The 25,560-nt window shown below is 60.1% G+C and carries 20 protein-coding genes and 2 tRNA genes; 4 read left to right on the top strand and 18 right to left on the bottom strand.

From position 1 onward, the window contains the following. Positions 1–58: 58 nt before the first annotated feature. A complete protein-coding gene (locus ACR0AO_RS03560; RefSeq protein ID WP_480599962.1) occupies positions 59–1,279 on the bottom strand; it encodes an N-acetylmuramoyl-L-alanine amidase in 1,221 nt (406 codons plus the stop codon). A 78-nt stretch (positions 1,280–1,357) separates the two neighbouring features. Next, the gene (locus ACR0AO_RS03555; protein WP_480599960.1) at positions 1,358–2,503 is read right to left on the bottom strand and encodes a pyridoxal phosphate-dependent aminotransferase; all 1,146 of its coding nucleotides are present in this window, start codon (positions 2,501–2,503) and stop codon (positions 1,358–1,360) included. Between ACR0AO_RS03555 and ACR0AO_RS03550 the strand changes: the two genes are divergently transcribed. Both ACR0AO_RS03550 and ACR0AO_RS03545 read left to right on the top strand, forming a co-directional pair. Next, positions 2,502–3,875, top strand: a complete 1,374-nt coding sequence (locus tag ACR0AO_RS03550) for a M48 family metalloprotease (RefSeq protein ID WP_480599956.1) — start codon at positions 2,502–2,504, stop codon at positions 3,873–3,875. The genes ACR0AO_RS03555 and ACR0AO_RS03550 overlap by 2 nt on opposite strands. Beyond that, the gene (locus ACR0AO_RS03545) at positions 3,872–4,630 is read left to right on the top strand and encodes a DsbA family protein (protein ID WP_480600849.1); all 759 of its coding nucleotides are present in this window, start codon (positions 3,872–3,874) and stop codon (positions 4,628–4,630) included. The genes ACR0AO_RS03550 and ACR0AO_RS03545 overlap by 4 nt, the downstream gene beginning before the upstream one ends. 53 nt (positions 4,631–4,683) lie before the next feature. Here the strand turns inward: ACR0AO_RS03545 and ispG are convergent, their stop codons facing one another. The 3 genes from ispG to hemA form a co-directional block, all read right to left on the bottom strand. After that, on the bottom strand, positions 4,684–5,805 hold the full coding sequence (gene ispG, locus ACR0AO_RS03540; RefSeq protein ID WP_480599953.1) for a flavodoxin-dependent (E)-4-hydroxy-3-methylbut-2-enyl-diphosphate synthase: 1,122 nt from the start codon (positions 5,803–5,805) through the stop codon (positions 4,684–4,686). 72 nt (positions 5,806–5,877) lie between these two features. Beyond that, positions 5,878–7,092, bottom strand: a complete 1,215-nt coding sequence (locus ACR0AO_RS03535; protein ID WP_480599950.1) for a helix-turn-helix domain-containing protein — start codon at positions 7,090–7,092, stop codon at positions 5,878–5,880. 128 nt (positions 7,093–7,220) lie between these two features. Continuing rightward, complete coding sequence (gene hemA / locus ACR0AO_RS03530) at positions 7,221–8,444, bottom strand: 5-aminolevulinate synthase (protein WP_480600846.1); 1,224 nt, start codon at positions 8,442–8,444, stop codon at positions 7,221–7,223. A gap of 339 nt (positions 8,445–8,783) precedes the next feature. On the opposite strand from hemA, the gene ACR0AO_RS03525 reads away from it, so the two are divergent. Further along, positions 8,784–10,166, top strand: coding sequence for a M20/M25/M40 family metallo-hydrolase (locus ACR0AO_RS03525; protein ID WP_480599947.1), 1,383 nt, complete (start codon positions 8,784–8,786; stop codon positions 10,164–10,166). Between the two features lie 44 nt (positions 10,167–10,210). On the opposite strand, the gene ACR0AO_RS03520 is transcribed toward ACR0AO_RS03525, so the two are convergent. The 4 genes from ACR0AO_RS03520 to ACR0AO_RS03505 all read right to left on the bottom strand — a co-directional run bounded on the left by ACR0AO_RS03520 (position 10,211) and on the right by ACR0AO_RS03505 (position 12,031). Continuing rightward, entirely contained in the window at positions 10,211–11,194 is a 984-nt protein-coding gene (locus tag ACR0AO_RS03520; protein ID WP_480599945.1) for a DUF922 domain-containing protein, read from the bottom strand. Positions 11,195–11,266: 72 nt separating this feature from the next. Continuing rightward, positions 11,267–11,343 (bottom strand) — tRNA-Asp (locus ACR0AO_RS03515). A 46-nt stretch (positions 11,344–11,389) separates the two neighbouring features. After that, positions 11,390–11,466 (bottom strand) — tRNA-Asp (locus ACR0AO_RS03510). A 409-nt stretch (positions 11,467–11,875) separates the two neighbouring features. Next, complete coding sequence (locus ACR0AO_RS03505) at positions 11,876–12,031, bottom strand: hypothetical protein (protein ID WP_480599942.1); 156 nt, start codon at positions 12,029–12,031, stop codon at positions 11,876–11,878. Here ACR0AO_RS03505 and ACR0AO_RS03500 point away from each other — a divergent pair. Further along, positions 12,021–12,758, top strand: a complete 738-nt coding sequence (locus ACR0AO_RS03500) for a porin (protein WP_480599940.1) — start codon at positions 12,021–12,023, stop codon at positions 12,756–12,758. The two genes, ACR0AO_RS03505 and ACR0AO_RS03500, sit on opposite strands and share 11 nt — an antisense overlap. Positions 12,759–12,927: 169 nt before the next feature. Here the strand turns inward: ACR0AO_RS03500 and ACR0AO_RS03495 are convergent, their stop codons facing one another. The 9 genes from ACR0AO_RS03495 to ACR0AO_RS03455 all read right to left on the bottom strand — a co-directional run bounded on the left by ACR0AO_RS03495 (position 12,928) and on the right by ACR0AO_RS03455 (position 25,281). Continuing rightward, positions 12,928–13,329, bottom strand: a complete 402-nt coding sequence (locus ACR0AO_RS03495) for a hypothetical protein (protein ID WP_480599938.1) — start codon at positions 13,327–13,329, stop codon at positions 12,928–12,930. A gap of 780 nt (positions 13,330–14,109) precedes the next feature. Beyond that, positions 14,110–16,098, bottom strand: coding sequence for an RNA polymerase sigma factor RpoD (gene rpoD / locus ACR0AO_RS03490; protein ID WP_480599936.1), 1,989 nt, complete (start codon positions 16,096–16,098; stop codon positions 14,110–14,112). Positions 16,099–16,213: 115 nt separating this feature from the next. Next, positions 16,214–18,163 carry a DNA primase gene (dnaG, locus tag ACR0AO_RS03485; protein WP_480599933.1) on the bottom strand — a complete coding sequence of 650 codons (1,950 nt, stop codon included), beginning with the start codon at positions 18,161–18,163 and terminating at the stop codon, positions 16,214–16,216. A 98-nt stretch (positions 18,164–18,261) separates the two neighbouring features. Then, complete coding sequence (locus ACR0AO_RS03480; protein ID WP_480599931.1) at positions 18,262–18,558, bottom strand: hypothetical protein; 297 nt, start codon at positions 18,556–18,558, stop codon at positions 18,262–18,264. A gap of 36 nt (positions 18,559–18,594) precedes the next feature. Continuing rightward, positions 18,595–19,140, bottom strand: coding sequence for a sarcosine oxidase subunit gamma (locus tag ACR0AO_RS03475; protein WP_480599928.1), 546 nt, complete (start codon positions 19,138–19,140; stop codon positions 18,595–18,597). Further along, positions 19,133–22,066, bottom strand: a complete 2,934-nt coding sequence (locus ACR0AO_RS03470; protein WP_480599926.1) for a sarcosine oxidase subunit alpha family protein — start codon at positions 22,064–22,066, stop codon at positions 19,133–19,135. Before ACR0AO_RS03470 ends, ACR0AO_RS03475 begins: the two co-directional genes overlap by 8 nt. Continuing rightward, a complete protein-coding gene (locus tag ACR0AO_RS03465; protein WP_480599924.1) occupies positions 22,063–22,326 on the bottom strand; it encodes a sarcosine oxidase subunit delta in 264 nt (87 codons plus the stop codon). Before ACR0AO_RS03465 ends, ACR0AO_RS03470 begins: the two co-directional genes overlap by 4 nt. Positions 22,327–22,385: 59 nt before the next feature. Continuing rightward, positions 22,386–23,639: a sarcosine oxidase subunit beta family protein gene (locus tag ACR0AO_RS03460; RefSeq protein ID WP_480599922.1), complete on the bottom strand. Its 1,254-nt coding sequence runs from the start codon at positions 23,637–23,639 to the stop codon at positions 22,386–22,388. A 211-nt stretch (positions 23,640–23,850) separates the two neighbouring features. Continuing rightward, positions 23,851–25,281, bottom strand: a complete 1,431-nt coding sequence (locus ACR0AO_RS03455) for a Glu/Leu/Phe/Val family dehydrogenase (protein WP_480599919.1) — start codon at positions 25,279–25,281, stop codon at positions 23,851–23,853. Positions 25,282–25,560 lie beyond the last annotated feature (279 nt).

Raw genomic sequence — 25,560 nt, 5'->3', positions numbered from 1 at the left:
TCAAAACACATGGCGTATTTTAGCCGCATTACCCGACGGTCACCAGTTTTGTCAGGGCTCAGTGCCGGAGTAAAGCCCGATTGGCCTGATCCATGCGGCGCCAGTTTTCCAACCCGGTGACGATGCCTTTTGCGATCGACGCGCGCCATTCCGGGTTCGAGATGTTCTCGAAATCGCGCGGGCTCGACAAAAAGCCAAGCTCAACAAGGACCGACGGGATATCCGCGGCCTTGAGAACCGAAAAGGACGCCTCGCGCAGCGGTCTGTTGTTCATCGGACCACCCTGTTGCGCCATGCCGTCCGCCAGGAAACGCGCAAGGTTCCCGGTTCGCGGTTGCGTCTCCTGGCGGGCCAGTTGCAACAGCACATTGGTTACCTGGTCGTCGGCGCCGCTCAAATCGACACCAGACAGCAAATCCCCCCGGTCATGCCGTTCAGCCAGCTTGGCACTGGCCACGTCCGATGCCTCGCTGGACAGGGTATAGACCGTCGCGCCATGCGCCCGCCCCTCGGCCAGGGCATCGGCATGCAGCGAGATGAACACATCCGCACCGGATCGGTGCGCCAGTGCGATCCGTTGCTCCAGCGACACGAAATGATCCGCATCGCGGGTCATCGAAACCTCGAAGCCCTCCGTGCGCAGCAGCAATTCGCGCAGTTCGCGCGCGAAGGTCAGCATCAGGGTTTTCTCGTCGGTATGCGCTGTCTCGGCCCCCGGATCGATTCCACCATGACCAGGGTCCAGCATGACACGCAGCGAGGCGTCCGGTCCGCGTTGCAGGGGCGTTTCCAGATTTTCCGGTGCCGGCAGATCCCATCGGCGATCACGCGGCGCACCTGCGGATTGGGCGAATGCCTCGGTAGCGACCGGCTGCAGGGTCAGCGCCAGCAGCGCACCACCGCTCACCGCGTCCACCTGCAACTCGGCCCTGTCCACGGCCATCGGCGACGCCAGTTCCACCACCATTCGGGACCAGCCCGGAACATAGGTGCCGAACGTCACGGCCCTGACACGATCCGTCCGCACGAAGTTTTCGGCCCGCAGCCCGGCCCAGTCCACCTCCTGAAAGTCCAGCACCAGACGACGGGGCGTATCGAGTGTGAACAGCCGGTACGGCACACCCTGGCTCAGCGCCAGATGCAGCGAAATTCCCTTGCCGTCCGGGCCGGTTACATGACTGCCTTCCGGCACCACCCGGGCAAGGCCGCTGAATTCCTGCGCCTGAACACCGGAAAACGACGCCCAGATGAGCGTGATGAAAATGGCGATCCTGCTCATTGCCTCAGTGTATCCCCGAGATCGATTGCGCGGACCCTATATCATGCCGCCCCGTTTGTGAACGTTTTTGGACTGTCCTTAGCCACGCGCCTGCATGAAGGATTTGAGCCGTTCCAGCCCCTCTTCGATATCACCGACCGAGCGGGCATAGGAAAACCGCAACGTGGTATGACCCCGGACAGGATCGAAATCGAGGCCCGGCGTGACCGCAACCCCCGCTTTTTCGAGGATCTCGGCAGCGAAAGCCCCGCTGTCATCCGTCAAGTCCGAGACGTCCGCGTAGACATAGAAGGCGCCATCGGGCGGTGCGATATTGGTGAACCCGGCCTCGGGCAGCCCCCTGAGCATCAGTTCGCGATTGGCGCGATAAACGTCCAGATTGCCCTGCAATTCGTCCTCGCACTCCATCGCCGCCAAAGCCGCCACCTGGCTTGCATGAGGGGCGCAGATGAACAGGTTCTGGGCGATGCGTTCGACAACGCGGACCTGATCCTCGGGCACCACCATCCAGCCGGCGCGCCAGCCGGTCATCGAAAAATATTTCGAGAACGAGTTGATCACATAGCACTCATCCGTCAGTTCCAGCGCGGTGACCGCCTTGGCCTCGTATTCCAGACCGTGATAGATTTCGTCGCTGATGAAGGACGCGCCCTGCCCCTGCGCCGCCTCGATCAGCGCGCCCATGGCCGCGTGATCCAGTATGGTGCCGGTGGGATTGGCGGGCGAGGCCACCATCAGTCCGGCCAGATCCAGACCCTCAAGGTCGGCGGGCACCGGTTGAAGCCGGTTTTTCGGAGCCGTCTGAATATCGACCGGAACCAGATCCAACGCCTTGAGAATCTGGCGATAGGACGGATAACCCGGCGCGCCGATGCCGACGCGGTCGCCGGTGTCGAACAGGGCCGTGAAGGCCAGCAGAAAGCCGCCCGACGATCCGGGCGTGACCACGACACGCTCGGGGTTCAGGTCGACGCCGTACCATTCGCCATAAAGGCGCGCAACACGCTGACGCAGGGCCGGTATTCCCAGCGAAACGGTGTATCCCAATGCCTCGTGTTTCATGGATTTCTCGAGCGCTTCAAGCGCCCCCCTGGGCGCGCCGGTCCCGGGCTGCCCGACCTCCATATGGATGATGTGGCGACCGGCCTCCTCGGATTTGCGCGCCGCCTCCATCACATCCATCACGATAAAAGGATCGACCCCGGACCGGCTTGAGTTTCGCATGCCCATCTCCCATGTTGCGAGCATGGCTTTTGACCGCGTATCCCGGCTGGCGTCAATCCCGGCCCTTATGCTGACTTCAGTTCTTTGGCTGATGACGGCGGTACCGGTCATGGCGATCGGTCTGCTGCGCGACCCGGATATAGAACATGGCCTGCGCGAACTGGCGTTTCCGGTCCTGCGGGCGGCGGGGCTGAACACCAACCGCGTCCGGGTCCTGCTGGTTGACGACGACAGCTTCAACGCCTTTGTCATCGACTACAACACGATCTTTCTGAACTATGGGCTGATTCTGAAGGTCGACACGCCCGAAATGCTTCAGGCCGTCATCGCGCATGAGGCCGCCCATATCACCAACGGTCATCTCGCCCGCCGCACCGCCAATCTGGAAAGTGCGCAGCGCGCGGCGACACTTGGCACCGCCCTGGCCCTGATTGCTGCCGCAGCCGGTGCCGGCGAAGCCGCCGGCGGGATCGCAGCCGGCACTTCAAGTGCCGCCCTGCGCGGATTTCTGGGTCACACGCGCGCCGAAGAAGCCTCTGCCGACCGCTCTGCCGCCAGCTATCTGCAGTGGTCCGATATCTCGCCCAAGGGGCTGGTCGATCTGCACCGCGCCTTTGCCGGTCAGGAATTGTTGCTGCCTGCGCAGCAGGACCCCTATATGCGCTCGCACCCGCTGAGCCGCGACCGGCTGCGCGCCGCCGAGGATTTTCTTGCCGCCTATGGCGACAAGTCCAACCCCAACCCGAATGCGGATTACTGGTTCGCGAGGGTCAAGGGCAAGGTGTCGGCCTTCACCCGATCCTCGTCCTGGACGCTGCGCCGCGCGCACGAAGAAAAAAATCGCGATATCCGTCTGATGCGCGAGGCCGTCGCACATCACCTGAACCGCAACCTGCCCAAAGCGCTGGCGGCCATCGACGGCGCCCTTGCGGCCCGCCCCGACGATCCGTTCTATCACGAACTCAAGGGGCAGATCCTTTTGGAAAACCGCAAGCTGCAGTCGGCCGTGAAGGAATACGGAAAAGCGGTGGAGCTTGCCCCTTACGATGCGCTGATTCTGTCGGGATACGGGCGTGCCCTTTTGGGCACCGGTCAAACCCAATCGGCACTGGAGGCACTGGAAAAGGCACGTGCGCGGGACTATCGTAACGCCCGGATGATGCACGATCTGGCAATGGCCTATGCGAAGGCGGGCAAAAACGGCATGGCCTCGATGGTCACGGCAGAACGATTTGCCCTGCAGGGGCGTTTACAGGACGCAGGAATACACGCCAAACGGGCCGTTGGCCAATTGCCCGAAGGTTCTCCGGGCTGGCAACGCGCTCAAGATGTACTAATTGCTTCGGAACGAGCACGGAAAAGGAAGAAATAATGCTCCGATTTGCCGCCCCGGCCCTTGTGGGCCTGACACTGATTTCCGGTCCCGCACAGGCAACGGACCTGAATGACATGACTGCTGAAGAGAAAGCGCTTTTTGGTGCCCAGGTGCGAGAATACCTGCTGGAAAATCCGGAAGTCATACTTGAAGCGATCGAAATTCTCGAAGAAAGGCAGGCCGTCGCCGCGGCGCAGGCCGATCAGGATCTGGTCGCCGCCAATGCCAAGGCACTGTTTGACGACGGCTACAGCTGGGTGGGCGGCAATCCCGACGGGGATATCACCCTGGTCGAATTCATGGACTATCGCTGCGGCTATTGCCGCAAGGCCGTGCCCGAGGTCGCCAAGTTGCTTAAAGCAGACGGAAATATCCGGCTTGTGATCAAAGAATTCCCGATCCTCGGCGAAGGGTCGGTTTTGTCCTCGCGCTTTGCCGTCGCCGCCAAGCAGACCGCCGGGAACGATGCCTACAAGCAGGTTCACGACGCGCTGATCGAATTCGGTGGGGAGGTGAGCGAAATCACCCTGCGCCGCATCTCGGACGGGCTGGGGCTGGATACCGATGCCATCCTTGCACATATGGACAGCGACGACGTCACCCGCGAAATCGCCCAGACCCGCGCGCTGGCGCAGCGGCTGAAAATCTCGGGCACGCCGACCTTTGTTCTGGAGACCGAAATGTTGCGCGGTTATGTGCCTGTCGAGCAAATGGAAATGCTTGTCGAAGACATCCGCAGCGAACGGAGCTGATCCGGACGTGAGAGTTAAGAACGGCCGTCAACGCTCTGCTTTGACGGCCTTTTTTATTCCGCGGCCTCAGCCGCCGCATCCAGTTCAGCCGCCTTCTTTTCGACTTCTTCCACGATGTGATCGATCATCTGCTCGTTGGACATCTTGTGGCTGGCTTTGCCCGCAAGATAGACCATGCCAGACCCGGCCCCGCCGCCGGTAAAGCCGACATCGGTCATCAGCGCCTCGCCCGGGCCGTTCACCACACAGCCGATGATCGACAGGCTCATCGGTGTCTTGATATGTTCCAGCCGCATTTCCAGCGCCTCGACCGTTTTGATCACGTCAAAGCCCTGACGCGCACAGGACGGGCAGGAAATGATGTTCACCCCGCGATGGCGCAGACCCAGAGATTTCAGAATTTCGTAGCCGACCTTGACCTCTTCGACCGGATCGGCGGACAGGCTGACGCGGATCGTGTCGCCGATGCCCATCCACAGCAGATTGCCCAGCCCGATGGCCGATTTGATGGTGCCCGAGACCAGCCCGCCCGCTTCGGTGATGCCCAGATGGATCGGGGCATCGGTCGCCTCGGCAATGCCCTGATAGGCCGCCGCCGACAGAAAGACGTCACTGGCCTTGACGCTGATCTTGAAGTTGTGGAAATCGTTATCTTCGAGGATGCGGATATGCTCCAGCCCGCTTTCCACCATCGCCTCCGGGCACGGCTCGCCGTATTTTTCCAGCAGGTGTTTTTCCAGACTGCCCGCGTTCACACCGATCCGGATCGAGCAATTGTGATCGCGTGCGGCCCTGATCACCTCTCGCACACGGTCCGATGCGCCGATATTGCCGGGATTGATGCGCAGACAGGCCGCGCCCGCCTCAGCCGCTTCGATGCCCCGACGATAGTGAAAATGAATGTCGGCGATGATCGGCACCGGGCTTTCGTGCACGATCTCCTTCAGCGCCTTCGACGAGGCCTCGTCCGGTACCGATACCCGGACAATGTCCGCCCCCGCCTCGGCGGCGGCCTGAACCTGGGCAACCGTCGCGGCCACATCCGTGGTCAGCGTGTTTGTCATGGTCTGCACCGCGATCGGCGCGTCGCCCCCGACGGGAACATTGCCGACCATGATCTGACGGGATTTGCGGCGATAGATATTGCGCCACGGGCGCACGTGATTCAACGACATGAGGTCAGGTCCGCATCTGCTCCGGTTCTGCCGGATACATAGGCCGGACGCCGGGCGCCTGCAATGGTCGGATTACTCGCCGGGCGTTTCGACGGGTTGATCCTCGATCAGTGTCCGGGCCTCGGCAACCATGCGCGCAAGGTCGTCATCCTGTTCAAGATCGGCCACCTGATAGCGGTCGGTGACCGCATCAATCGACAGCGGAACATTCTTGGTCACGATCCCGCGCTCGCCCACCGGGCCGAAATGTTCGCCATTCGTCGCAAAATAGATCGCACCGCTTTCACCGGCGCGCAATGTCGGAGGCTCTTCGGTCAGCGGGACCTCGTAGGTCTCGCCCGACTCCATGATCTTTTCAAAGATGGTCGTGCCATCTGCCGCCGTTACCCGCACCCACGAAGGGCGCACGGCAACCATCGTCAGCGATGGCGCAACTTCTTCCAGAACCTGAGGTGTTGCCGGATTGGGCTCTTCCCGCTGCACTTCGGCGATCTGAACTTCCGGCAGTTCCGGCGCCTTGAAGGTTCCAACTGTTCTTGGGTCAAGCGTTGAAATCGGTGCGTCGCGCGCCACGAGAACCGGCACATCCAGCGCCTGAGGCCGATACAGGCGGTCCAGCGCGTCGGCTGTCGGCGCGGCCTCCGCTGCCGTGTCCGAACGGACTGCCCGGTCGCGGGCCTCATGCAGCGGGTCGAGATCGGTCAGCACCAGCGGTGCCTGCTCGACCGGAGCCACCTGAACCTGCTGTACTTCCTTCAGCACGATCCAGCCGCCATAGCCAATTCCGGCGATCATCGCCACGAGCACGCACAACGAACCCAAAGCGCGCGGTTCGACATGGTTCAGGAATGAATCCTTGCCAGGAACGAAAGGTGTGTTCGGCGAAACGAAGGGATCGCGCCCCATCGGACCGCGCGCCGGCAGGGCACCGGTGGATTTCTTGACTACCGACGCTTCGGCGGACATGCCGTGGGCAACTTCGAACCCGCTTTCCTTGCAGAATGTGGCGAAGGTTTCATCGGGGTTCATACCCAGATAGCGGGCGTAAGAACGCACATACCCGGCGATAAAGCCGGGCGTGTCGAATGCTTCGGGTTCGGCATTTTCAATCGCAGCGATGTAGTTGGCCTTGATCCGCAACTCGCGCTGCACATCCAGCAGAGACTTGCCCATCGTTGCGCGTTCACCGCGCATCACGTCTCCTAGCCGCAGTTCGAAATCGTCAAACCCTTTGGGTCTGACGCTGTCAACTTCTCCGGAGTCGCGCTGATTGCTGCGCCCAATCATTCCTGCCGCCCCATGTTGCCTGCCGCGATTCTTTCACGTAGCTGCAACCGTCCCCATAACGATTCGCTCGTGCTTTTGTTACCGTAAGACTAACACGCTGCAAACGAGTTGCACACCGAGCCTTCACGTTATCCGGCAAGTTCGGCGCGATTTAGCGCACAATGTGACCAAAGTTCGTCCATCGCCTGCACCAACCGGTTCATTTCGTTTGGCCCATGTACCGGTGACGGAGTGAAACGCAGGCGTTCGGTGCCGCGTGGAACGGTCGGGAAATTGATCGGCTGAACATAGATGCCGTAGTTCGTCAACAGCATGTCGCTCAACTTTTTGGTATGCACCGGATCACCCACGATCACCGGCACGATATGGCTGCCGTGATCGATCAGCGGCAAGCCCATGCCCTTTAGACGCAGCTTGAGGATCTTGGCCTGGGTCTGGTGCTGTTCGCGCAGTTCGGGCGCGGTTTTCAGATAGGCAACCGAGGCCGCCGCTCCTGCCGCAACCGCCGGAGGCAACGACGTGGTAAAGATGAAGCCTGGCGCATACGAACGCACGGCGTCGCACATCTTGGCGCTGGCGGCGATATAGCCGCCCATCACGCCATAGGCCTTGGCCAGGGTGCCGTTGATGATGTCGATGCGATGGGCCAGCCGATCGCGTTCGGTCACGCCACCGCCACGGGGGCCGTACATGCCCACCGCGTGCACCTCGTCGATATAGGTCAGCGCGCCGAATTCATCGGCCAGATCGCAAATCTCCTCGATCGGGCCAAAGTCGCCATCCATCGAATAGACCGACTCAAAGGCGATCAGCTTGGGGGCCGCCGGATCGTCGGCCTCAAGCAGTTCACGCAGATGCGCCACGTCATTGTGACGGAAGATGCGCTTGGCGCCGCCATTACGGCGCACGCCTTCGATCATCGAGGCATGGTTCAGCGCGTCGGAATAGATGATCAGGCCGGGAAACAGTTTCGGCAGCGTGCTCAGCGTCGCGTCGTTTGCGATATAGGCACTGGTGAACAGGAGCGCGGCCTCTTTACCGTGCAGGTCGGCCAGTTCGGCCTCGAGCCGTTTGTGAAAGACCGTGGTGCCCGAAATGTTACGGGTACCGCCCGAGCCTGCCCCGGTTGCGTCGATGGCTTCGTGCATGGCGGCCAGAACCACCGGATGCTGCCCCATGCCCAGATAGTCGTTGCCACACCAGACCGTGATGTCCTGCTGGCTGCCGTCGGGACGGGTCCAGACCGCATGCGGGAACTGACCCTTGCGGCGTTCGATATCGATGAAGGTCCGGTAACGGCCCTCTTCATGCAGCCTGGCAATCGCGGAATCGAGCTGAGCAGTATAGTCCACCGGGGTCTCCTTCATCATCCTTCCGCTCTCCCCATTTCAAGCATCAGGACCCTTCACCAACGCAAACAAATTCACGTTAATGAATGAATATATTTCATGTTCCTTCAGATCAACTGCCTAAAGTCTTACAAGACAATGCAGCTTTGATCTGCATCAAATATATTTTTAGAACCGCTCTCACAAGTGAAGTTCCGGCGCACCAGCGCGAGGAAACGACGCAGGCAGGTGCAAGCGATGCCCAATCGGTTTCCTATCATACACGATTTCCCATGCCTGCGCACTGGACTGTTCCGCCGCCGGTGCTAGGCTTCGCGCAAATCGAACATTCAGGAGCCACCCATGTCGCTAGACGCCGTACTCAACCGGATCGATTCCGAACTGCCCTCTGCCATTGACAGGTTGATGGAGTTGCTGCGCATTCCGTCCATCTCGACCGATCCGGCCTACAAGGAACATTGTGACAGGGCCGCCGACTGGCTGGTCGCCGACCTCAACACAATCGGAATTGACGCTGCGAAACGCGCGACACCGGGCCATCCGATGGTCGTGGGTCACGTAGGCGACGATGACAGCGCGCCGCATGTGCTGTTTTACGGGCACTATGATGTTCAGCCGGTGGACCCGCTGAACCTGTGGACGCGCGACCCTTTCGATCCCGCCATTGAAGAGACCGGGAACGGGCAGGTCATCCGCGGACGCGGCGCGTCGGACGACAAGGGCCAGCTGATGACCTTTGTCGAGGCCTGCCGCGCGTGGAAGGCGGTGCACGGTAAGCTGCCCTGCCGCATCACTTTCTTCTTCGAGGGTGAAGAGGAATCCGGCTCGCCATCGCTGATCCCCTTCCTTCAGGAAAACGCCGAAGAGTTGAAGGCCGATCTGGCGCTGGTCTGCGACACGTCGATGGTGTCGCGCGGCGTGCCATCCATCGCCTCGCAGCTGCGTGGGATGCTAAAGGATGAATTCACCATCATCGGTCCCCGCATCGACCTGCATTCCGGCCACTATGGCGGCCCCGGGCTGAACCCGCTGCGCGAACTCTCGCGGATCGTTGCGTCCTTCTATGACGAGGAGTCCGGGCGTGTTGCCGTCGAAGGATTCTATGAAGGTGTCCAGGACGTGCCCGCCGATCAGTTGCGGCAATGGGAAGGCTGCGGGTTCGACGAGGCAGAATACCTGAGCTCGGTTGGTTATTCGCTGGCCCATGGCGAAAAGGGTTATTCGACACTCGAACAGCAATGGGCGCGCCCGACGCTTGAGGTCAACGGCCTGTGGGGCGGCTACAACGGCGCGGGTTCGAAAACCGTGATCCCGTCGCAGGCGCATTGCAAGATCACCTGCCGGCTGGTCGGCGACATGGACCCCGACGCCCTGCGTGACAAGATCCGCAAACATGTCCAGGACCGCCTGTCGCCCGACGCCAAAGTGATCTGGGACAACGACCTGGAAGGCTCGCCTGCTTCGGTGATGAACATATCGCGCCCCGAATTCGAGGCCGCGCGCGGCGCGTTGTCGGATGAATGGGACCGCGAGGCGGTTTTTACCGGCATGGGTGGTTCGATTCCGGTCGTCGGGTACTTCAATTCCATTCTCGGGCTGGATTCGATGCTGGTGGGCTATGCCAATGAAGACGACGCCATCCATTCACCGAATGAAAAATACGACGTGAAGAGCTTTCACAAGGGCATTCGCTCCTGGGCGCGGATTTTGGACGCGCTGAACTGAATTATTGCCGGCACCGGCTATCATATGGCCGGTGCCCGCAGCCCTCACGGGTCGTGAGACATGTCCAGAACCACGCCCTCGTTCTTGCCGTGATCCGACTGACCGGGCGAATCGTAGGCGTCCTGTTTATCCTGCCAACCTTGCGTTTCATCAGTCCAATGGGATGTCAGATCCGCCTTTTTTACGTTTTCTTCCGTCAGATCGGCTTCAAACTCATCGACGCATTTGACAAAAATTTTGTGGTGATTGTCCTCGTGGGTCTTCAGCTTTTTCCACATGGTGTCCCAGCTGCCCTTCTGCCCCTTGTTGCCTTTTGAGTAACTCTTCCACTTGGGCATGGTTATGACCGGCTTGGCCGTGATCGTGATCGTCTTGATATGGCCATCTAACTGAAACGACGCGTTCATCGATGTGTTCGACCGGTAGCGCCCCCAGAACTGGCGCTTGTTGAGATTGTCGAACACTTGCTTGATGCTGTTGCCGGCGACTGAATACGTGACCAGTTTTGGGCTGGAAATCGACCGTTTGACTTCCGGCGGATCGGGGGGAACCTCTTTCAACTCGACGCCCTGCTTATATCCGCCAAGCTGCTTGTCATCATAGTCCTGCGGCGCTTTCTTGATGGCCTCCTTGACCTTCTTTGCCGCAGCCGTAAAACCTGGCTTGTCAAGGTCCATCGCCTCCAGCTCCTTGCTTGCCTTCGCTACCGCCTCAAGCGCCAGCGCGTGCAGTTTGCCCAGATACTTCTCAAGCGCCTTGACCATCCGGTTCCATTCGGCCTGGCGGTCCTTGGTGCTCTTGGACTGTTCCTTCCACTTCAGAAGTGTCATGGCCGGTTTCAGAGTGATGGTGATCTCGGTCACCTTTTTGGACTTGTCGTATTTTGGGATCAGGGACGGGTTCGCCTCATAGCTTCCCCAGGTCGGGCGTTTGTCCAGAATGGTCGTCAGCGCGTCGAAATCCACGCCGGACACGGTCAGCATTTTCTTGGACGGTTTTGGCAGCTTGGCCTTGACCTTGATTGCCATTTCACTCTCCCTCACGCTCAATACGCAAAAGAAAGCCTAACACATGCCTTGCTTTTCTTAAGGGGAAAGAAATGGCGCGGTTGACGGGGCTCGAACCCGCGACCCCCGGCGTGACAGGCCGGTACTCTAACCAACTGAGCTACAACCGCGCATATATTCTGAACCCTTTAACCCGGATTCTGGGCTGGACAGCGGTGGCGCGGTTGACGGGGCTCGAACCCGCGACCCCCGGCGTGACAGGCCGGTACTCTAACCAACTGAGCTACAACCGCTCGCTGCCCGTTCATTGCTGAACGTTGGGGTGTATTATGGCCACGCCCGTGCCCCGTCAAGCGGCGTTTCCAACTTTTTTCGCCCGGGCATGAGAATTTCCCCGTTTCAGTGCAGCCGATATTCCGGCCGGCCGATACGAACTCCTCAAATGATATAGTTTTTTCAATTCTATACGCCGCTGAACCGTACGTTTCGGCAAATCTCCGACCGCAGTCGAACCTCGCTTTAATCCTGCAACTTTCAAGCGCGATGAGCCCCCCAAAAACGCCGTACCACCGGCCCTCGAAACCGATGACATCCCGGAATCAAGGGCAACATCATGACCGCGACCGGATGGCCAAATCCCGGGACTTGTTCAATTTGCACAGGCCTGAAGACCGAAGGTTCCGGTTTTATTCATATGAGTTGTCAGACGGCATCGTGCCCCCCGCGCAACAGACGCGAATATTGATCCGCACCCGCTACCTGAAAGTGAACTGGAGGATTATCCGGACGGCAGCGGATTCGGTCAATTTTCAGGCCGAGGCGCATACCAACAAACAGGAGCAGTTCCTTGAAGAACATTATGGTTTCCGGCGCCGTGGCGGCCGGGTTTTTGGCGAGTGCCGCGCATGCGGTCGAAGTATCCGGCGGATATATCGATCTGGGGTATTCGACTTTTACCGACAGTGACGACGGCAGCAAATACAATCTGAACGGATCGGGTGAGCTTGCCTTTACACGCCAGTTCAGCCTGCAGCTGGATCTTGGCGGTTACAGCTTTCGCGAAATCGACGAGACCGGCACCAACGTGACGCTGCACACCAATTTCCATGCCAACGACAGCTTGTCATTGGGCGCGTTTTACGGTCAGGACTCGCTTGACATGACCGGTCTCGGGTCGCTGGATTTCGACTTTTATGGCATTGAGGCCGGTTTCGATGCTGGGCCGGTGGAAATCGAGGGGTATCTGGGGCGTCAGGAGCTGAGTGATTTCTCGGGCTTTGACGGCACCATTTTTGGCGTATCCGTCGCAAGATTTGTGACCGAACAGTGGGAATTGTCTGCAAACTATGACTATATCGACAACTTCATCGGCGTCGTCGACGCGAGCACATTGTCGGTTGGGGCGATTTATCATTTCAACGAAGGCGCCGAAATATACGGCGAACTCGGAACCGCACGGCTTGACGTGTCTGGCTTCAGCGACAACGAAACATACATCGGCGTCGGCGTCCGGATGAACCTGGGCAATGCACGCGGCACGACTTTCGGTCGTCGCGGAGTGCTGGACAAACTGCCCGGTCTGTAGAGATTGCAACTTTGGCGGAAGGCGCGGTCCCACCGGATCCCGCCTTCCGTTCGTTTCCCGGACCCATGTTCCCGGACCCATGTCGTCAGATTGCAAAAAACGTGAAGGTCAGGGAAGGTTCGGAATGCGAGCCGTGTGACGTTCACCGCAACCGGATTGGGCCCGGCATCTAAAAGCCCGGTGGCGACGGAAAACAATTTCCATTGGCCTGCTGCACGCTCATGTTGTCCCCTGTCTTGAATCCGAAGTGCAGAAAACTTCTTTGCGCGGGCGCACCATCTATGGCCTGCGGGTTCAGGGTAAACTGAACGGCAGTTTTACGCCCCGTCGTCACGCTGGGCCCATAGCCGCGCGCGATATAGATTCGCTGCCGCCAGCCCGCCCCGAGTTCCCGGCGCGCATATTCCGAGGCCGCACACCAGTAATCAACGCTCCGCTGAGGTCCCCCGGGGATCACTTCGAACACATTGCTGTCGACCTGATTGACCGAATAGCCGCCCCTTGCCCGAAAGGCATCCGCCTGTGTCGCGGCCACGAGCGCAGCCACTGTAACGAATCCAATCCATTTCATACCAATAGCTTCCTTCAGCACTCGCGTTTCTTCAATCTAGTGCCGAATACCGGGAATTGACAGATGGCGCAGATAACAAAGGTTACAGCACACCAGTCGGCGCCGTTCAAAAACTCGCAGTTGCCCAGACATCACCTATTGCCGAGAGGGCCTCACAAGAAAAAGCGGAGTTCAAGCATCTTACGAACATGTTTTGGTTCCAGAGACATGAACTGGTGGTTCGATTGTTCAATGTACCCTCTTGCGAGATAACATTTATTTGCGTTCTCGCAGGTATTTCCTGTATCAGATTCTACTATTGGTCTACCTCAAGTCCAAACGATACAAGCTTCGTTTAACTCGCATTGGCGCATACAAGCTTCGACACTCATAACGTTGAGGATCGGCGGGGCAATGCGATGAACCCCCATGCCTCCATCGGTAAGGCTAGTGCCAATCATAGGCTCGCTCATTGTGCAAGAATGGAGCCTGTTTCCACCGGAAGCCTCGACATCCTGTACACCAATAGCAACTGAATTTGTGTCACTATTCGGTGGCAGCCATGCTTCAGCCGGGAAAATCTTCATCCAACCTGCAAGCATGGCAAGGAACATTATAGCGCTGCAGCGGACGTCCATTTCCGCTGCAGCCCATTCCATTCCAGCTCAATGCCTGCGAGCTTGATCCTCCCAAAGATAGGTAGCACTGCACAAGCGAAGAAGAAACTTGCAAGCGCAATGGGTACCTGTTCGGGACCGTCCCACATATTGAAGAGGCTAACTTTCTCCTCCATTCAAAGCCTCATTGGTCGAGGAAAGACCGCAACTTGCGGCTTCGGCTGGGGTGCTTCAGTTTGCGCAGCGCCTTGGCCTCGATCTGGCGGATACGTTCGCGGGTCACGCTGAACTGCTGACCGACCTCTTCCAGCGTGTGGTCGGTGTTCATGCCGATGCCAAAACGCATCCGAAGAACCCGTTCTTCGCGCGGGGTGAGCGAGGCCAGAACCCGTGTGGTGGTTTCCTTGAGGTTTTCCTGAATGGCGCTGTCCAGCGGCAGCACGGCATTCTTGTCCTCGATGAAATCGCCAAGCTGGCTGTCTTCCTCATCGCCAATCGGAGTTTCCAGGCTGATCGGCTCCTTGGCGATTTTCATCACCTTGCGGACCTTCTCCAGCGGCATTTGCAGCTTTTCAGCCAGTTCTTCCGGCGTCGGCTCACGACCGATCTCATGCAGCATCTGACGGCCGGTGCGGACCAGTTTGTTGATCGTCTCGATCATATGCACCGGGATACGGATGGTGCGCGCCTGATCCGCGATGGAGCGAGTGATCGCCTGACGAATCCACCATGTCGCATAGGTGGAGAACTTGTAGCCGCGACGGTATTCGAACTTGTCCACCGCCTTCATCAGGCCGATGTTGCCTTCCTGAATAAGATCAAGGAACTGCAGGCCACGGTTCGTGTATTTCTTGGCGATCGAAATCACCAGACGCAGGTTGGCTTCGACCATTTCCTTCTTGGCCTGCCGCGCCTCTTTCTCGCCTTTCTGAACCTGCTGCACGATGCGGCGGAATTCAGAGATGTCCAGACCGACATACTGGCCGACCTGCGCCATGTCGCTGCGCAGTTCCTCGACCTTGTCCGACGAGCGTTCGATGAACATCTGCCAGCCACGGCCCGGCCTTTCGGCCATCTCGGTCAGCCAGTTCGGATCAAGTTCGCGGCCCCGATATGCATCAATGAATTCCCGACGGTTGATCCTGGCCTGATCGGCCAGTTTCACCATGGCGCTGTCCAGCGACATCACCCGCTTGTTGATACCGTAAAGCTGATCGATCAGAGCATCGATCCGGTTGTTGTGCAGGTGCAGGCCGTTTACCAGTTCCACGATCTCGGACCGCAGCGCCTGATAGGTGACCTCGTCCTTTTCACTGAACGAACCATCCTCGTTCAGAGTTGCCGAAATCCGGCTGTCCTGCATTTCGCTGAGCTGGGCGAAATCGGTCGAAATCCGCTCCAGCGTATGAAGGACCTGCTCTTTGAGCGCTGCCTCCATCGCCGCAAGCGACATATTGGCCTGATCGTCCTCATCGTCGTCATCGTCTTTGGCGATCGGATTACCGTCGGCATCCAGTTCCGGCCCCTCATCCTCGGATTTTTTGGACGCCGTCGCGACCGAAGCGCCGACAACGGGTTCTTCAACCTCGCCGTCCTCGTCCATTTGGTTGCCGAACGTGGTTTCCAGATCGATCACGTCGCGCAGCAGAATGTCCTCGCTGAGCAATTCGTCATGCCAGATGGTAATTGCCTGAAAAGTCAGAGGGCTTTCGCAAAGCCCCGCGATCATCGTGTTCCGGCCCGCCTCGATCCGTTTGGCGATAGCGATCTCGCCCTCGCGGCTCAGCAGTTCGACGCTTCCCATCTCGCGCAGATACATGCGCACCGGGTCATCCGTGCGGTCCAGCTTTTCGGCCTGGGCCCCGGCCAGAGCGACCTCGCGGGGTCCGTCGGTGGTGACCAGATCTGTCGAGCCTTTCTGCTCTTCCTCTTCGGCCTCTTCATCCTCGATGATGTTGATGCCCATTTCCGAGAGCATCGACATCACATCCTCGATCTGTTCCGAACTCACCTGATCGGGCGGCAGAACCTGATTGAGCTGATCGTAGGTAATGTAACCTTTCTCACGGGCCTCAGCGATCATCTTCTTGATCTGGGCCTGGCTCATGTCCAGCGAGACTTCTTGTTCCTGCTCGTCGGATTTGCGTTCCTCGGTCGTGTCCTTGGCGGCCATTCAGTAGCTCCTGCAGGGATGGGTGATTCGTTTGATCCGAATCATTAGCGCGAAGAAGTGATTCGGCTACCCGTTTACCCGTTTTTCTTGTGCTGTTCTTCCCGAAAACGCAGTCTCACCTGCGTTTCCGCTCAAAGTTGATGCCGGACATGATTGATTCGAAGGCTTCCCGCTCGTCCCTGCTGAGACGTGCACCGTTGTCGGCAATATCGAATATGGCCTTGTCCTCGTTCTGGCTGCGACTGGCGCGGTTTCTTTCTTCGGCGGCCTGGGCCAGCCGGTATGTCAGCGCCTCATCCGCCAAATCGGACAGTTCCTCTTGGGCTTCGGCAATCTCGGCATCCAACCCCCGGAGCGCTTTGATTTTTGCGAGTTCCTCGGCCAGCGTCATCTCGGCCTTTTCAACGTCGCCCGGTTTATGCACACAGGGGATTACTGCGACATGGCGAAGGGCCAGCAGATTTTCAAGGGTCTCGGGCCCCAATGCCGCGACAATGTGGTCTTTCAGGCTATCTGGGTCATCGATGGCATGCCGCAGGATGGCTTGCCTCAGCGCCGCATGATCGGGATCGAGACAGTCCATCTCTTCCAACTGGTGCTCGAACTGGACGACAACCTTGGGGTTGAGGATGGCGATGGCCAGAATCGCCGCCTCGCGCAGGCGGATATCGGCATTCTCGGACGAGGCCAGGAATGACGCCCGAGCGCCGGGCGTTGCCGGGGCCTTGTCGACCTGCCATTTGCCGCGCGGTTGCCATGATTTGTTTTGCGGCGGGCGTTGCGGCCGGAACAATTGCCAGCGCAGGTCCTTGATCTCTTGCCCGTAATGCGCCCGGATCGAGGGGTCGCGGATCAGTTTGATCTTGTCACGCAGCGATTTGTCCAACGCCGCCTTGCGCTCGGGGCTGTCAAACACCTTGCCTTCGGTTTCGCGCTGCCAAAGCAGTCTGACCATCGGGATGGCCGCGTCCAGTACTGCCTGCACGGCCCCGGGTCCTTCGGCGCGCAACAGGTCGTCGGGGTCTTTGCCCTCGGGCATCAGTGCGAAGCGCAGGGATTTGCCGGCCTCCAGCAGCGGCAGGGCCAGATCGACCGCCCGCATCGCCGCACGCAGGCCTGCCGTGTCGCCATCCAGTGCGATGACCGGCTCATCCGAGATGCGCCAGAGCAGCTGCAACTGGTGTTCGGTGATCGCGGTTCCCAAGGGCGCAACGGACGCGCCGAACCCGGCCTCGGCCAGCGCGATCACGTCCATATAGCCTTCGGCAACGATCAGGGGTTTCCCCTGCCCCGCCGCCTGCCGCGCCGGGCCGTGGTTATACAGGCTGCGACCCTTGTCGAACAGCGCGGTCTCGGGCGAGTTTAGATATTTGGCGTTATCATTCGGGTCCATCACCCGGCCGCCAAAGGCGATACAGCGCCCGCGCGGGTCGCGGATAGGGTACATGATCCGGTTGCGGAACGTGTCATAGGGCTTTTTGCCCTTGTTCGACGGCTTAGCCAGCCCCGCATCCAGGATCAGATCCTCGGGCACATTCTTGCCGCGCAAATGATCCCACAGCTCCTGCCAGCGGTCCGGCGCAAAGCCGATCTCCCACCGATCCAATACCTGCGCGTCCAGCCCACGGCGGGTCAGGTAATCGCGCGCCGGTGCCCCTGCCCCGGTCTTCAATTGCAGACGGAAGAACTGCGCGGCCTGCTCCATCACCTCAGCCAGTTGCGCGCGGCGATCCTGCTTCTCCTGTGCTTTCGGATCACGGGCAGGCATCGGCATTCCGGCCTCACGCGCCAGAATCTCAACCGCTTCGATGAACGAGACATTCTCGGTCTCTTGCACGAAATTGATCGCGTCGCCTTTGGCGTGGCACCCAAAGCAGTAATAGAACCCCTTGCGGTCATCGACATGGAACGAGGCGGTCTTTTCGTGATGAAACGGGCATGGCGCCCACATGTCGCCCTTGCCCTGATTGGACTTGCGCGCATCCCACATGACCTTGCGCCCGACAACCTGAGACAGGCTCAGCCGGGTGCGCAACTCGTCCAGAAATCCGGGTGGCAGTGACATGTGCTAAATCTGACAGAAGCAGGCAGTCGCGCCAAGCCCCGCGCGCGCGTTATCCACAGCGAAGAATACCCGCCCGGGTTTGTTAAGCCCGGTACTGCCTATTGCTGCAAACACAGCTCCAGCCAGGCCTCCGCCAGATCCTTGTTGCGGACATCACGCATCTTCTGTTCATAAACCCAGGGCGTGATCAACGGAATGGCCGCGTTGTAGTTTTCGGGCCAGGTTGGATTGGTGTCGGCAATCGCCTGCGGCACGCTGCGCTCCTTGACGCGGTCCAGCCGGGCCTTCTGGATCGCGGCCACCACATCCGACTGATACCGACAGCTCTGCTCCTTGGTCTCGGCAGCGGATAGCGGGCTTGCCACCATGGCGGCAAGAAAAGCAAGGCGGATCATCGGGGCCTCCGGGAATCAATGCGTGACCCGCGCAGATTAACCGCGCGCGGCCACACCTTCCATCGCCGTTTTCAGATCATGCACCAGCGATTCGGCCATCGACCGGAACACCATGATCTGAAAGGTGTCATTGCCGACACGGGTGATCGAAGCAGTCATGTGAAACAACAGGCTGCGCACTGTATGGCCACGTTTGAATTGCGCCGCGCGCAGATCGACCGGCACCAGACGGGCCAGCACATCCTCGGCCCCCGCGCCTTCCAGCCGCACGACCGCCCAGGCGTCGGACTGATCGACAAGGGCCGCGTGTCCGGCCAGCGCGGCATCAGGTGCAGGGCCCATCAGCATTGCCTGGGCATGGCCAAACCAGAGTGCGCGCGCCCCGGCCTTGCCGGTGGCGCGGTTCGCGTCCGGATAGGCCATCCCATGCGCGGACTTCAGCGCCTCGGACAAATCCTTGACCCTGCCCTTGTACGGCGAAATCGACGTCATGACGCCTGCATCTTCCTCGCTCAGCGTGAGCGGGCCAACGGTCAGCGGCAACAGCCCCTCGCAAGGGGTTTTGGCAATCAGCTTATCCACGCACACGCCCTCCTTCGGGGTCAAAGAAGACCGGATTCACCACTTCGCAAAGCGTCGTCACCCCGCGCAACCCGTCCACCATCTTGACGACCTCGCCATAGCGCGCCGGGCCGTCGGCCAGAAAGCCCAGCCCCAGCATGCTGCCCAGCGTCGGTGAGTAGCAGACCGAGGTGATATAGCCTTGATCGTTCACGCGAACCGGCTCGGCCTCTTCCTTGTAAAGATGCGCCCCGGCCAGCAACTGTTTACTTTCGCCGATGGGTTTCAGCCCCACCAGCTGCTCGCGCCCGGCCTCTTCCAGACCGGGACGCTCCGACATGGTCTTGCCGATGCAGTCCTTCTTCTGCGACACCATCCGCCCCATACCGATGTCATAAGCGGTGGTGCGGCCATGGATTTCGGAGTGGGTGATGAACCCCTTCTCGATCCGCAGAACATTCAGTGCCTCCATCCCGTAAAGACCGCCGCCCAGCGCCTCGGCCCGCTCAGTCAGCACATCGAAGAGGCTTGCGCCATAGCGAGTGGGCACTGCGATTTCATACGCCAATTCGCCCGAGAACGAGATCCGGAACAGCCGCCCCTCGACCCCCAGAACCCCGACCGGACCGCAGGCCATGAAGGGCCAGTCCCCGTCGCTCAGGTTTTCGCCTACCAGGCTGCTCAGCAATTCACGCGACTTTGGCCCGGCCACGGCAAACTGCGCCCATTGCTCGGTCACCGAGGTGAATGCCACATCCAGATCCGGCCGCAGACCCTGTGCGACAAATTCCAGATGCTTCATCACATCACCCGCGCCCGCCGTCGTCGTGGTCATCACGTAATGATGCTCGCCCAGCCGCGCGGTGGTGCCGTCATCCATGACGAACCCGTCCTCGCGCAACATCAGGCCATAGCGCGTGCGCCCCACCTTCAGCGTCGAGAACATGTTGGTATAGACGAAATCCAGAAATTCGCCCGCATCCGGCCCCTGAATGTCGATCTTGCCCAGGGTCGAGACATCGGCCACGCCCACCGCCTCGCGCACCATCTGCACCTCGCGGTCGCAGCTTTCGCGCCAGTTGGTTTCACCCGGTTTCGGGAAATAGCTGGGGCGGTACCACAACCCCGCCTCGATCATCGGCGCCCCGCGCGCGACGCTGGCCTTGTGCGAGGTGGTAAAGCGTTGCGGCTTCAGCCCCATCCCCTCGGCCCCGGCACCCAGCGCGGCAATCGCAACCGGCGAATAAGGGGGGCGGAACGTGGTCGTCCCGGTCTCGGAAATGCCGCGCCCGGTCGCGTCGGCCAGAACGGCCAGCGCCGCCACGTTCGAGTTCTTGCCCTGATCCGTGGCCATGCCTTGCGTGGTATATCGTTTCATGTGCTCGACCGAGCGGAAGTTCTCGGTGGCGGCCTGTTTCACGTCCTTGACGGTGACGTCGTTCTGGAAATCCAACCATGCGCGCCCCTTGCCGGGCACCGACCAGAGCGGCGTGATCTCGTATGGCGCATCATCGGCCCGCGGCAACGCGGCATCCGATGTCTTCAGCCCAAGATCGGCCAGCACTTCGCCCGCCGCCGCAGCCCCTTCGCGCAGACAGGCCGCCGTCGAGAACGCCCCGTTGCACGCCCCTGCGGTCACCATCCCCGGCACCGCATCCGGTGCAGGAACAAAGGCGGCAATGTCGCGCCGCCAGACCGGCCGCCCGTTCATGTGACAGGTCAGATGCACCGACGGGTTCCAACCGCCGGTCATCGCCAGACAATCGGTCTGGATCTTCTCTTCGCCGCTCGGACGGCGCACGGTGATGCTCTCCAGCCCCTTGCGGCCCGAACTGCCGCAAACCTTCGCCCCTCGCAGAACCTGATAGTCGCTCGACAATGGCGCATCGTGGCGGCTGTCGATCACGGCGGCCACATGCACGCCTGCCGCCAGCAGATCGCGCGCGGTGCGGTGGATGGCATCCGTATTGCCGAACACCGTTATGTTCTTGCCCGCGCTCACGCCCCAGTGGTTGAGATAGGCACGCACCGCCCCGGCGGTCATGATGCCGGGTCGGTCGTTGTTGCAAAACGCAACGGGCCGCTCCAACGCGCCCGCGGCCAGAACCGATCGCCTGGCCACAATCCGCCAGAACGTCTCGAGCGGCGCACCAAACGGACGGTTGCCGGTGTGATGCAGCACCCGTTCGAGCGCTCCGAAAGTGCCCTGGTCAAACACGCCGGATACGGTAGTGCGCGTCATTAGGCGCACATTGTCCATCGCCTTCAACTCGGCCAGCACCTCGTCGGCCCAGACGGGACCGGGCTTGCCGTCGATCTCATAGGTTTCGGCCAGCAGACGTCCACCCATGCGGCTACCCTCGTCGGCCAGGATCACATCCGCCCCGGCCCGGCCCGCGACCAGCGCCGCCATCAGCCCGGCAGGCCCCGCGCCGATCACCAGCAGATCACAGAACGCATATGCGCGCTCGTACTTGTCCACGTTGTTCTGTCCCGACAGCGCCCCAAGCCCCGCCGCGCGCCGGATCGCCGGCTCATAGACCTTTTCCCAGAAACTTTTGGGCCACATGAATGTCTTGTAATAAAACCCCGCTCCGAAAAACGGCGCCGCCAGATCGTTCATACCCAATAGGTCGAAATTCAGCGACGGCCAGCGGTTCTGGCTGCGCGCCTCGAGCCCCGCATAGATTTCCTGCACGGTCGCCCGCACGTTGGGCTCCTGCGAGGCGCCCTGCCCCACGGTCACCAGCGCGTTGGGTTCTTCGCTACCCGCCGTCAGAACGCCGCGCGGACGGTGATACTTGAACGAACGCCCCATCAGGTGAATATCGTTGGCCAGCAAAGCCGAGGCCAGCGTATCGCCCTCAAAGCCCGAATAGAGTACGCCGTCGAAACGGAACGGGATCGGTTTGCCGCGATCCACAAGGCCCTTGCCGCCGATCCTCATGACCGCGCCTCCGATGCCAGTTCAGTGCCCAGAACCTCATGCGTCACGGTGTTTCGGGTCACCACCACCCATGCGCCACAGCCGCCCTCGTGATACCACAGGTCCCGCGTCACCCCTGCGGGGTTCTCGCGCAGATGGACGAAACTGTCCCACGCCTCTTCCCCGGCGTCCGGCGCGGGCCTGTCCAGATCCACCGCGGCTCCGCGATAATAGAATTCCCGGCGATCCCGTTCGCCGCAATGCGGACAGGTGATCCTCATGACCGCGCCCCCTGCTTCTTCTCGTCAAAAATACGGAAATCCAACATCTGTCACGAACCCTAGTGCAGGTTATGCTGAGAGCCCTTGCCCTCTTCATCCATGATCCCGCGCCCGGTCCGGAACCGGTCCAGGCGGAAACGGGTGGCGTTCTCGTGATGGCGGTCCGTGGCGATCAGATGGGCAAACACATTGCCCGAACCCGGTACCGCCTTGAACCCGCCATAGTTCCAACCGCAATTCAGATAGAGCCCGTCAATATGCGTCCGGTCGATGATCGGAGAGCCGTCGGGCGACATGTCCATGATCCCGCCCCAGCTGCGCAGCACCTTGGCCTTGCCGATCATCGGCATCAACGCCACGCCTGCCTCCATCACGCTTTCCACCCCGGGCAGATTGCCACGCGCTGCATAAGAGGCGTAGAAATCCAGATCGCCACCAAAGACCAGTCCGCCCTTGTCCGACTGGCTGATATAAAAGTGCCCCATGCCGAAAGAGATCACGTGGTCGATGCAGGGTTTCAGCCCTTCGGTCACGAAAGCCTGCAAAACATGGCTTTCGATCGGCAGACGCATCCCCGCCATCGCCGCCACCTGGCTGGACCGGCCGGCAACCACCATCGCAACCTTTTTGGCGCGGATCGCGCCGCGCGAAGTCTGCACGCCCCTGACCGCGCCATTCTCGATATCGATGCCGGTGACTTCGCAATTCTGGATCAGATCGACGCCGCGCTGATCGGCCCCGCGGGCAAATCCCCAGGCCACCGCATCGTGCCGCGCCGTGCCGCCGCGCGCGTGATACAGCCCGCCATAGATCGGAAAGCGCAGATCGTCGAAATTCAGGAACGGCACCTTGGCGCGCAGCGCATCGCGATCCAGCAATTCGGCATCGTCGCCCTGACTGATCATCATGTTCCCGCGCCGCGCCGCCGCGTCCCGCTGGCCATCGGAATGGAACAGGTTGATGATGCCCCGCTGCGAATGCATCACGTTGTAATTCAGGTCCTCTTCCAGCCCTTCCCACAGTTTCAGCGAGTGGGAATAAAACTCGGAATTGCCCTGCAGGAAATAGTTTGCACGCACGATGGTGGTGTTCCGCCCGACATTGCCGCCACCGAGATAGCCCTTTTCCAGCACCGCCACATTGGTCAGCCCATGTTCGCTGGCCAGATAATAGGCCGTGGCAAGACCATGCCCGCCACCGCCGATGATGACGATATCATATTCGTCCCTGGGATCGGGGTCGCGCCAATGGGGCGTCCAGCCCTTGTTGCCGGTCAACCCCTCTTTCAGTACACGGAGGCCCGAAAATCGCATGTCACACTCCCTTTCCGCCCATACCCGGCCGGCCCGACGGGTCACATCTATCAAGGTGGATACTCACCGGCCATATCACTTTTCGACAAAAACCATTCCACCCACGACCAATTGCATCGCGGTCGCGTCGCCCGGTTTGCCGGGTAGCGGCGCCGGGAACGGAAACAGGGCGCGCTTTAACGGCGCGCCCCTTACAATCGGCTGCGATGCGTTACAGACCCTTGGCGCGGTAACTCTTGGCCACACGGTCGATTGCAACGATATATGCCGCCGTCCGCAGATCTTCCACGTCGGACCTGTCGTGCCACACTTCGCTCATCGACTGATAGGCGATCCGCATCGTGTCATCGAGACCCGAACGCACCAGCTCCAACTCATCCGCGCCCTTGAGGTATTTCGACTTGAAGTTCGGTGACATCGACCAGGCGTCGGCGAGATACCGGTCAAGACGTTCCAGCTCCTGCACGATCAGTTCGTGTCGCGCTTCTTCCTGTCGACGCTGCATGCGGCCAAAGCGGATGTGGCTGAGGTTCTTGACCCATTCGAAATAGGAAACGGTCACACCACCCGCGTTGGCATACATGTCGGGGATGATTACGGTTCCCTTTTTGCGCAGAATCTCGTCGGCGCCCGCCGTCACCGGCCCGTTCGCAGCCTCGATGATCAGCGGCGCTTTGATCCGATCCGCGTTGGACAGGTTGATCACCCCTTCCAGAGCCGCCGGGATGAGGATATCGCATTCCTCTTCCATAACAGAGGATCCTTCGGCCGTATGCGTCGCGTCGGGATAGCCCGACACCCCTCCGTGTTTCACAATCCACTGGTGCACTGCCTCGACGTCAATGCCGTCCGGATCGTAAAGCGCGCCGTCCCGTTCGATGATCCCGACAATTTTCGAGCCATCCTCTTCGCTTAGAAACTTTGCGGCATGATAGCCCACATTGCCCAAACCCTGCACAATGACACGCTTGCCGTCGAGCTTACCCGACAGACCCGCCTTCTTGACGTCTTCGGGATGCCGGAAAAACTCGCGAAGCGCGTATTGGATGCCCCGACCCGTCGCCTCGACCCGCCCGGCGATACCGCCGGCATTCAACGGTTTCCCGGTAACGCAGGCCCGCGCATTGATGTCAGTCGTGTTCATCCGGGCATATTGATCCGCTATCCACGCCATTTCGCGCTCGCCTGTGCCCATATCCGGCGCGGGCACATTTTGCGACGGGTTGATCAGATCCCGCTTGGCCAGTTCATAAGCGAACCGGCGGGTGATCTGTTCCAGCTCATGTTCTTCGTACTGGCGCGGGTCGATGCACAGGCCACCCTTCGAACCCCCAAAGGGGGCTTCGACCAGGGCGCATTTGTAAGTCATCAAGGCCGCGAGCGCCTCGACCTCGTCCTGATTCACCGCGGTCGCATATCGGATGCCGCCCTTGACCGGCTCCATATGTTCGGAATGGACAGACCGATACCCGACAAAGGTGTGAATCTGCCCGCGCAAACGGACGCCGAACCGAACCGTGTAGGTTGCGTTGCAGACCCTGATCTTTTCTTCAAGCCCGGGAGGAAGATCCATGAGGGCCGCGGCCCTGTTGAACATCAGATCCACACTTTCACGGAAACTGGGCTCGGCAACTAGAGTCATAAATTCCTCCCTGACCACGTAAAATGGGGACACGCCCCACGTCATGTTGTCGCAATCCGGATACTTCAGATCAATCAATTTCTGCCGAAAAATTTGGCATTTGTTAAAAATTAACAACCAGCAATTTTCGAGTCGCTTGAGAATGCAATTTTTCCAGCGATTGTTTGCGGATCAGAAACAGATCCCCCTGCTCGGTAAAGAATGGGCGCGTTTTTCGTTCCGTTACAGCAGGATAATGGCAAAAACGCCCAAATCTCGCCACCTTCTACGTTTACCTTT

This window comes from Ruegeria sp. AF8, assembly GCF_056541825.1.
This window is presented reverse-complemented; position numbering and strand designations above follow the sequence as displayed.

Coding starts and splice junctions, on each gene's coding strand:
- ACR0AO_RS03560 (WP_480599962.1), bottom strand. CDS start 1,279: ATGAGCAGGATCGCCATTTTCATCACGCTCATCTGGGCGTCGTTTTCC.
- ACR0AO_RS03550 (WP_480599956.1), top strand. CDS start 2,502: ATGCCCATCTCCCATGTTGCGAGCATGGCTTTTGACCGCGTATCCCGG.
- ACR0AO_RS03555 (WP_480599960.1), bottom strand. CDS start 2,503: ATGCGAAACTCAAGCCGGTCCGGGGTCGATCCTTTTATCGTGATGGAT.
- ispG (WP_480599953.1), bottom strand. CDS start 5,805: ATGTCGTTGAATCACGTGCGCCCGTGGCGCAATATCTATCGCCGCAAA.
- ACR0AO_RS03535 (WP_480599950.1), bottom strand. CDS start 7,092: ATGATTGGGCGCAGCAATCAGCGCGACTCCGGAGAAGTTGACAGCGTC.
- ACR0AO_RS03525 (WP_480599947.1), top strand. CDS start 8,784: ATGTCGCTAGACGCCGTACTCAACCGGATCGATTCCGAACTGCCCTCT.
- ACR0AO_RS03520 (WP_480599945.1), bottom strand. CDS start 11,194: ATGGCAATCAAGGTCAAGGCCAAGCTGCCAAAACCGTCCAAGAAAATG.
- ACR0AO_RS03505 (WP_480599942.1), bottom strand. CDS start 12,031: ATGTTCTTCAAGGAACTGCTCCTGTTTGTTGGTATGCGCCTCGGCCTG.
- ACR0AO_RS03495 (WP_480599938.1), bottom strand. CDS start 13,329: ATGAAATGGATTGGATTCGTTACAGTGGCTGCGCTCGTGGCCGCGACA.
- rpoD (WP_480599936.1), bottom strand. CDS start 16,098: ATGGCCGCCAAGGACACGACCGAGGAACGCAAATCCGACGAGCAGGAA.
- dnaG (WP_480599933.1), bottom strand. CDS start 18,163: ATGTCACTGCCACCCGGATTTCTGGACGAGTTGCGCACCCGGCTGAGC.
- ACR0AO_RS03480 (WP_480599931.1), bottom strand. CDS start 18,558: ATGATCCGCCTTGCTTTTCTTGCCGCCATGGTGGCAAGCCCGCTATCC.
- ACR0AO_RS03470 (WP_480599926.1), bottom strand. CDS start 22,066: ATGAGGATCGGCGGCAAGGGCCTTGTGGATCGCGGCAAACCGATCCCG.
- ACR0AO_RS03465 (WP_480599924.1), bottom strand. CDS start 22,326: ATGAGGATCACCTGTCCGCATTGCGGCGAACGGGATCGCCGGGAATTC.
- ACR0AO_RS03460 (WP_480599922.1), bottom strand. CDS start 23,639: ATGCGATTTTCGGGCCTCCGTGTACTGAAAGAGGGGTTGACCGGCAAC.
- ACR0AO_RS03455 (WP_480599919.1), bottom strand. CDS start 25,281: ATGACTCTAGTTGCCGAGCCCAGTTTCCGTGAAAGTGTGGATCTGATG.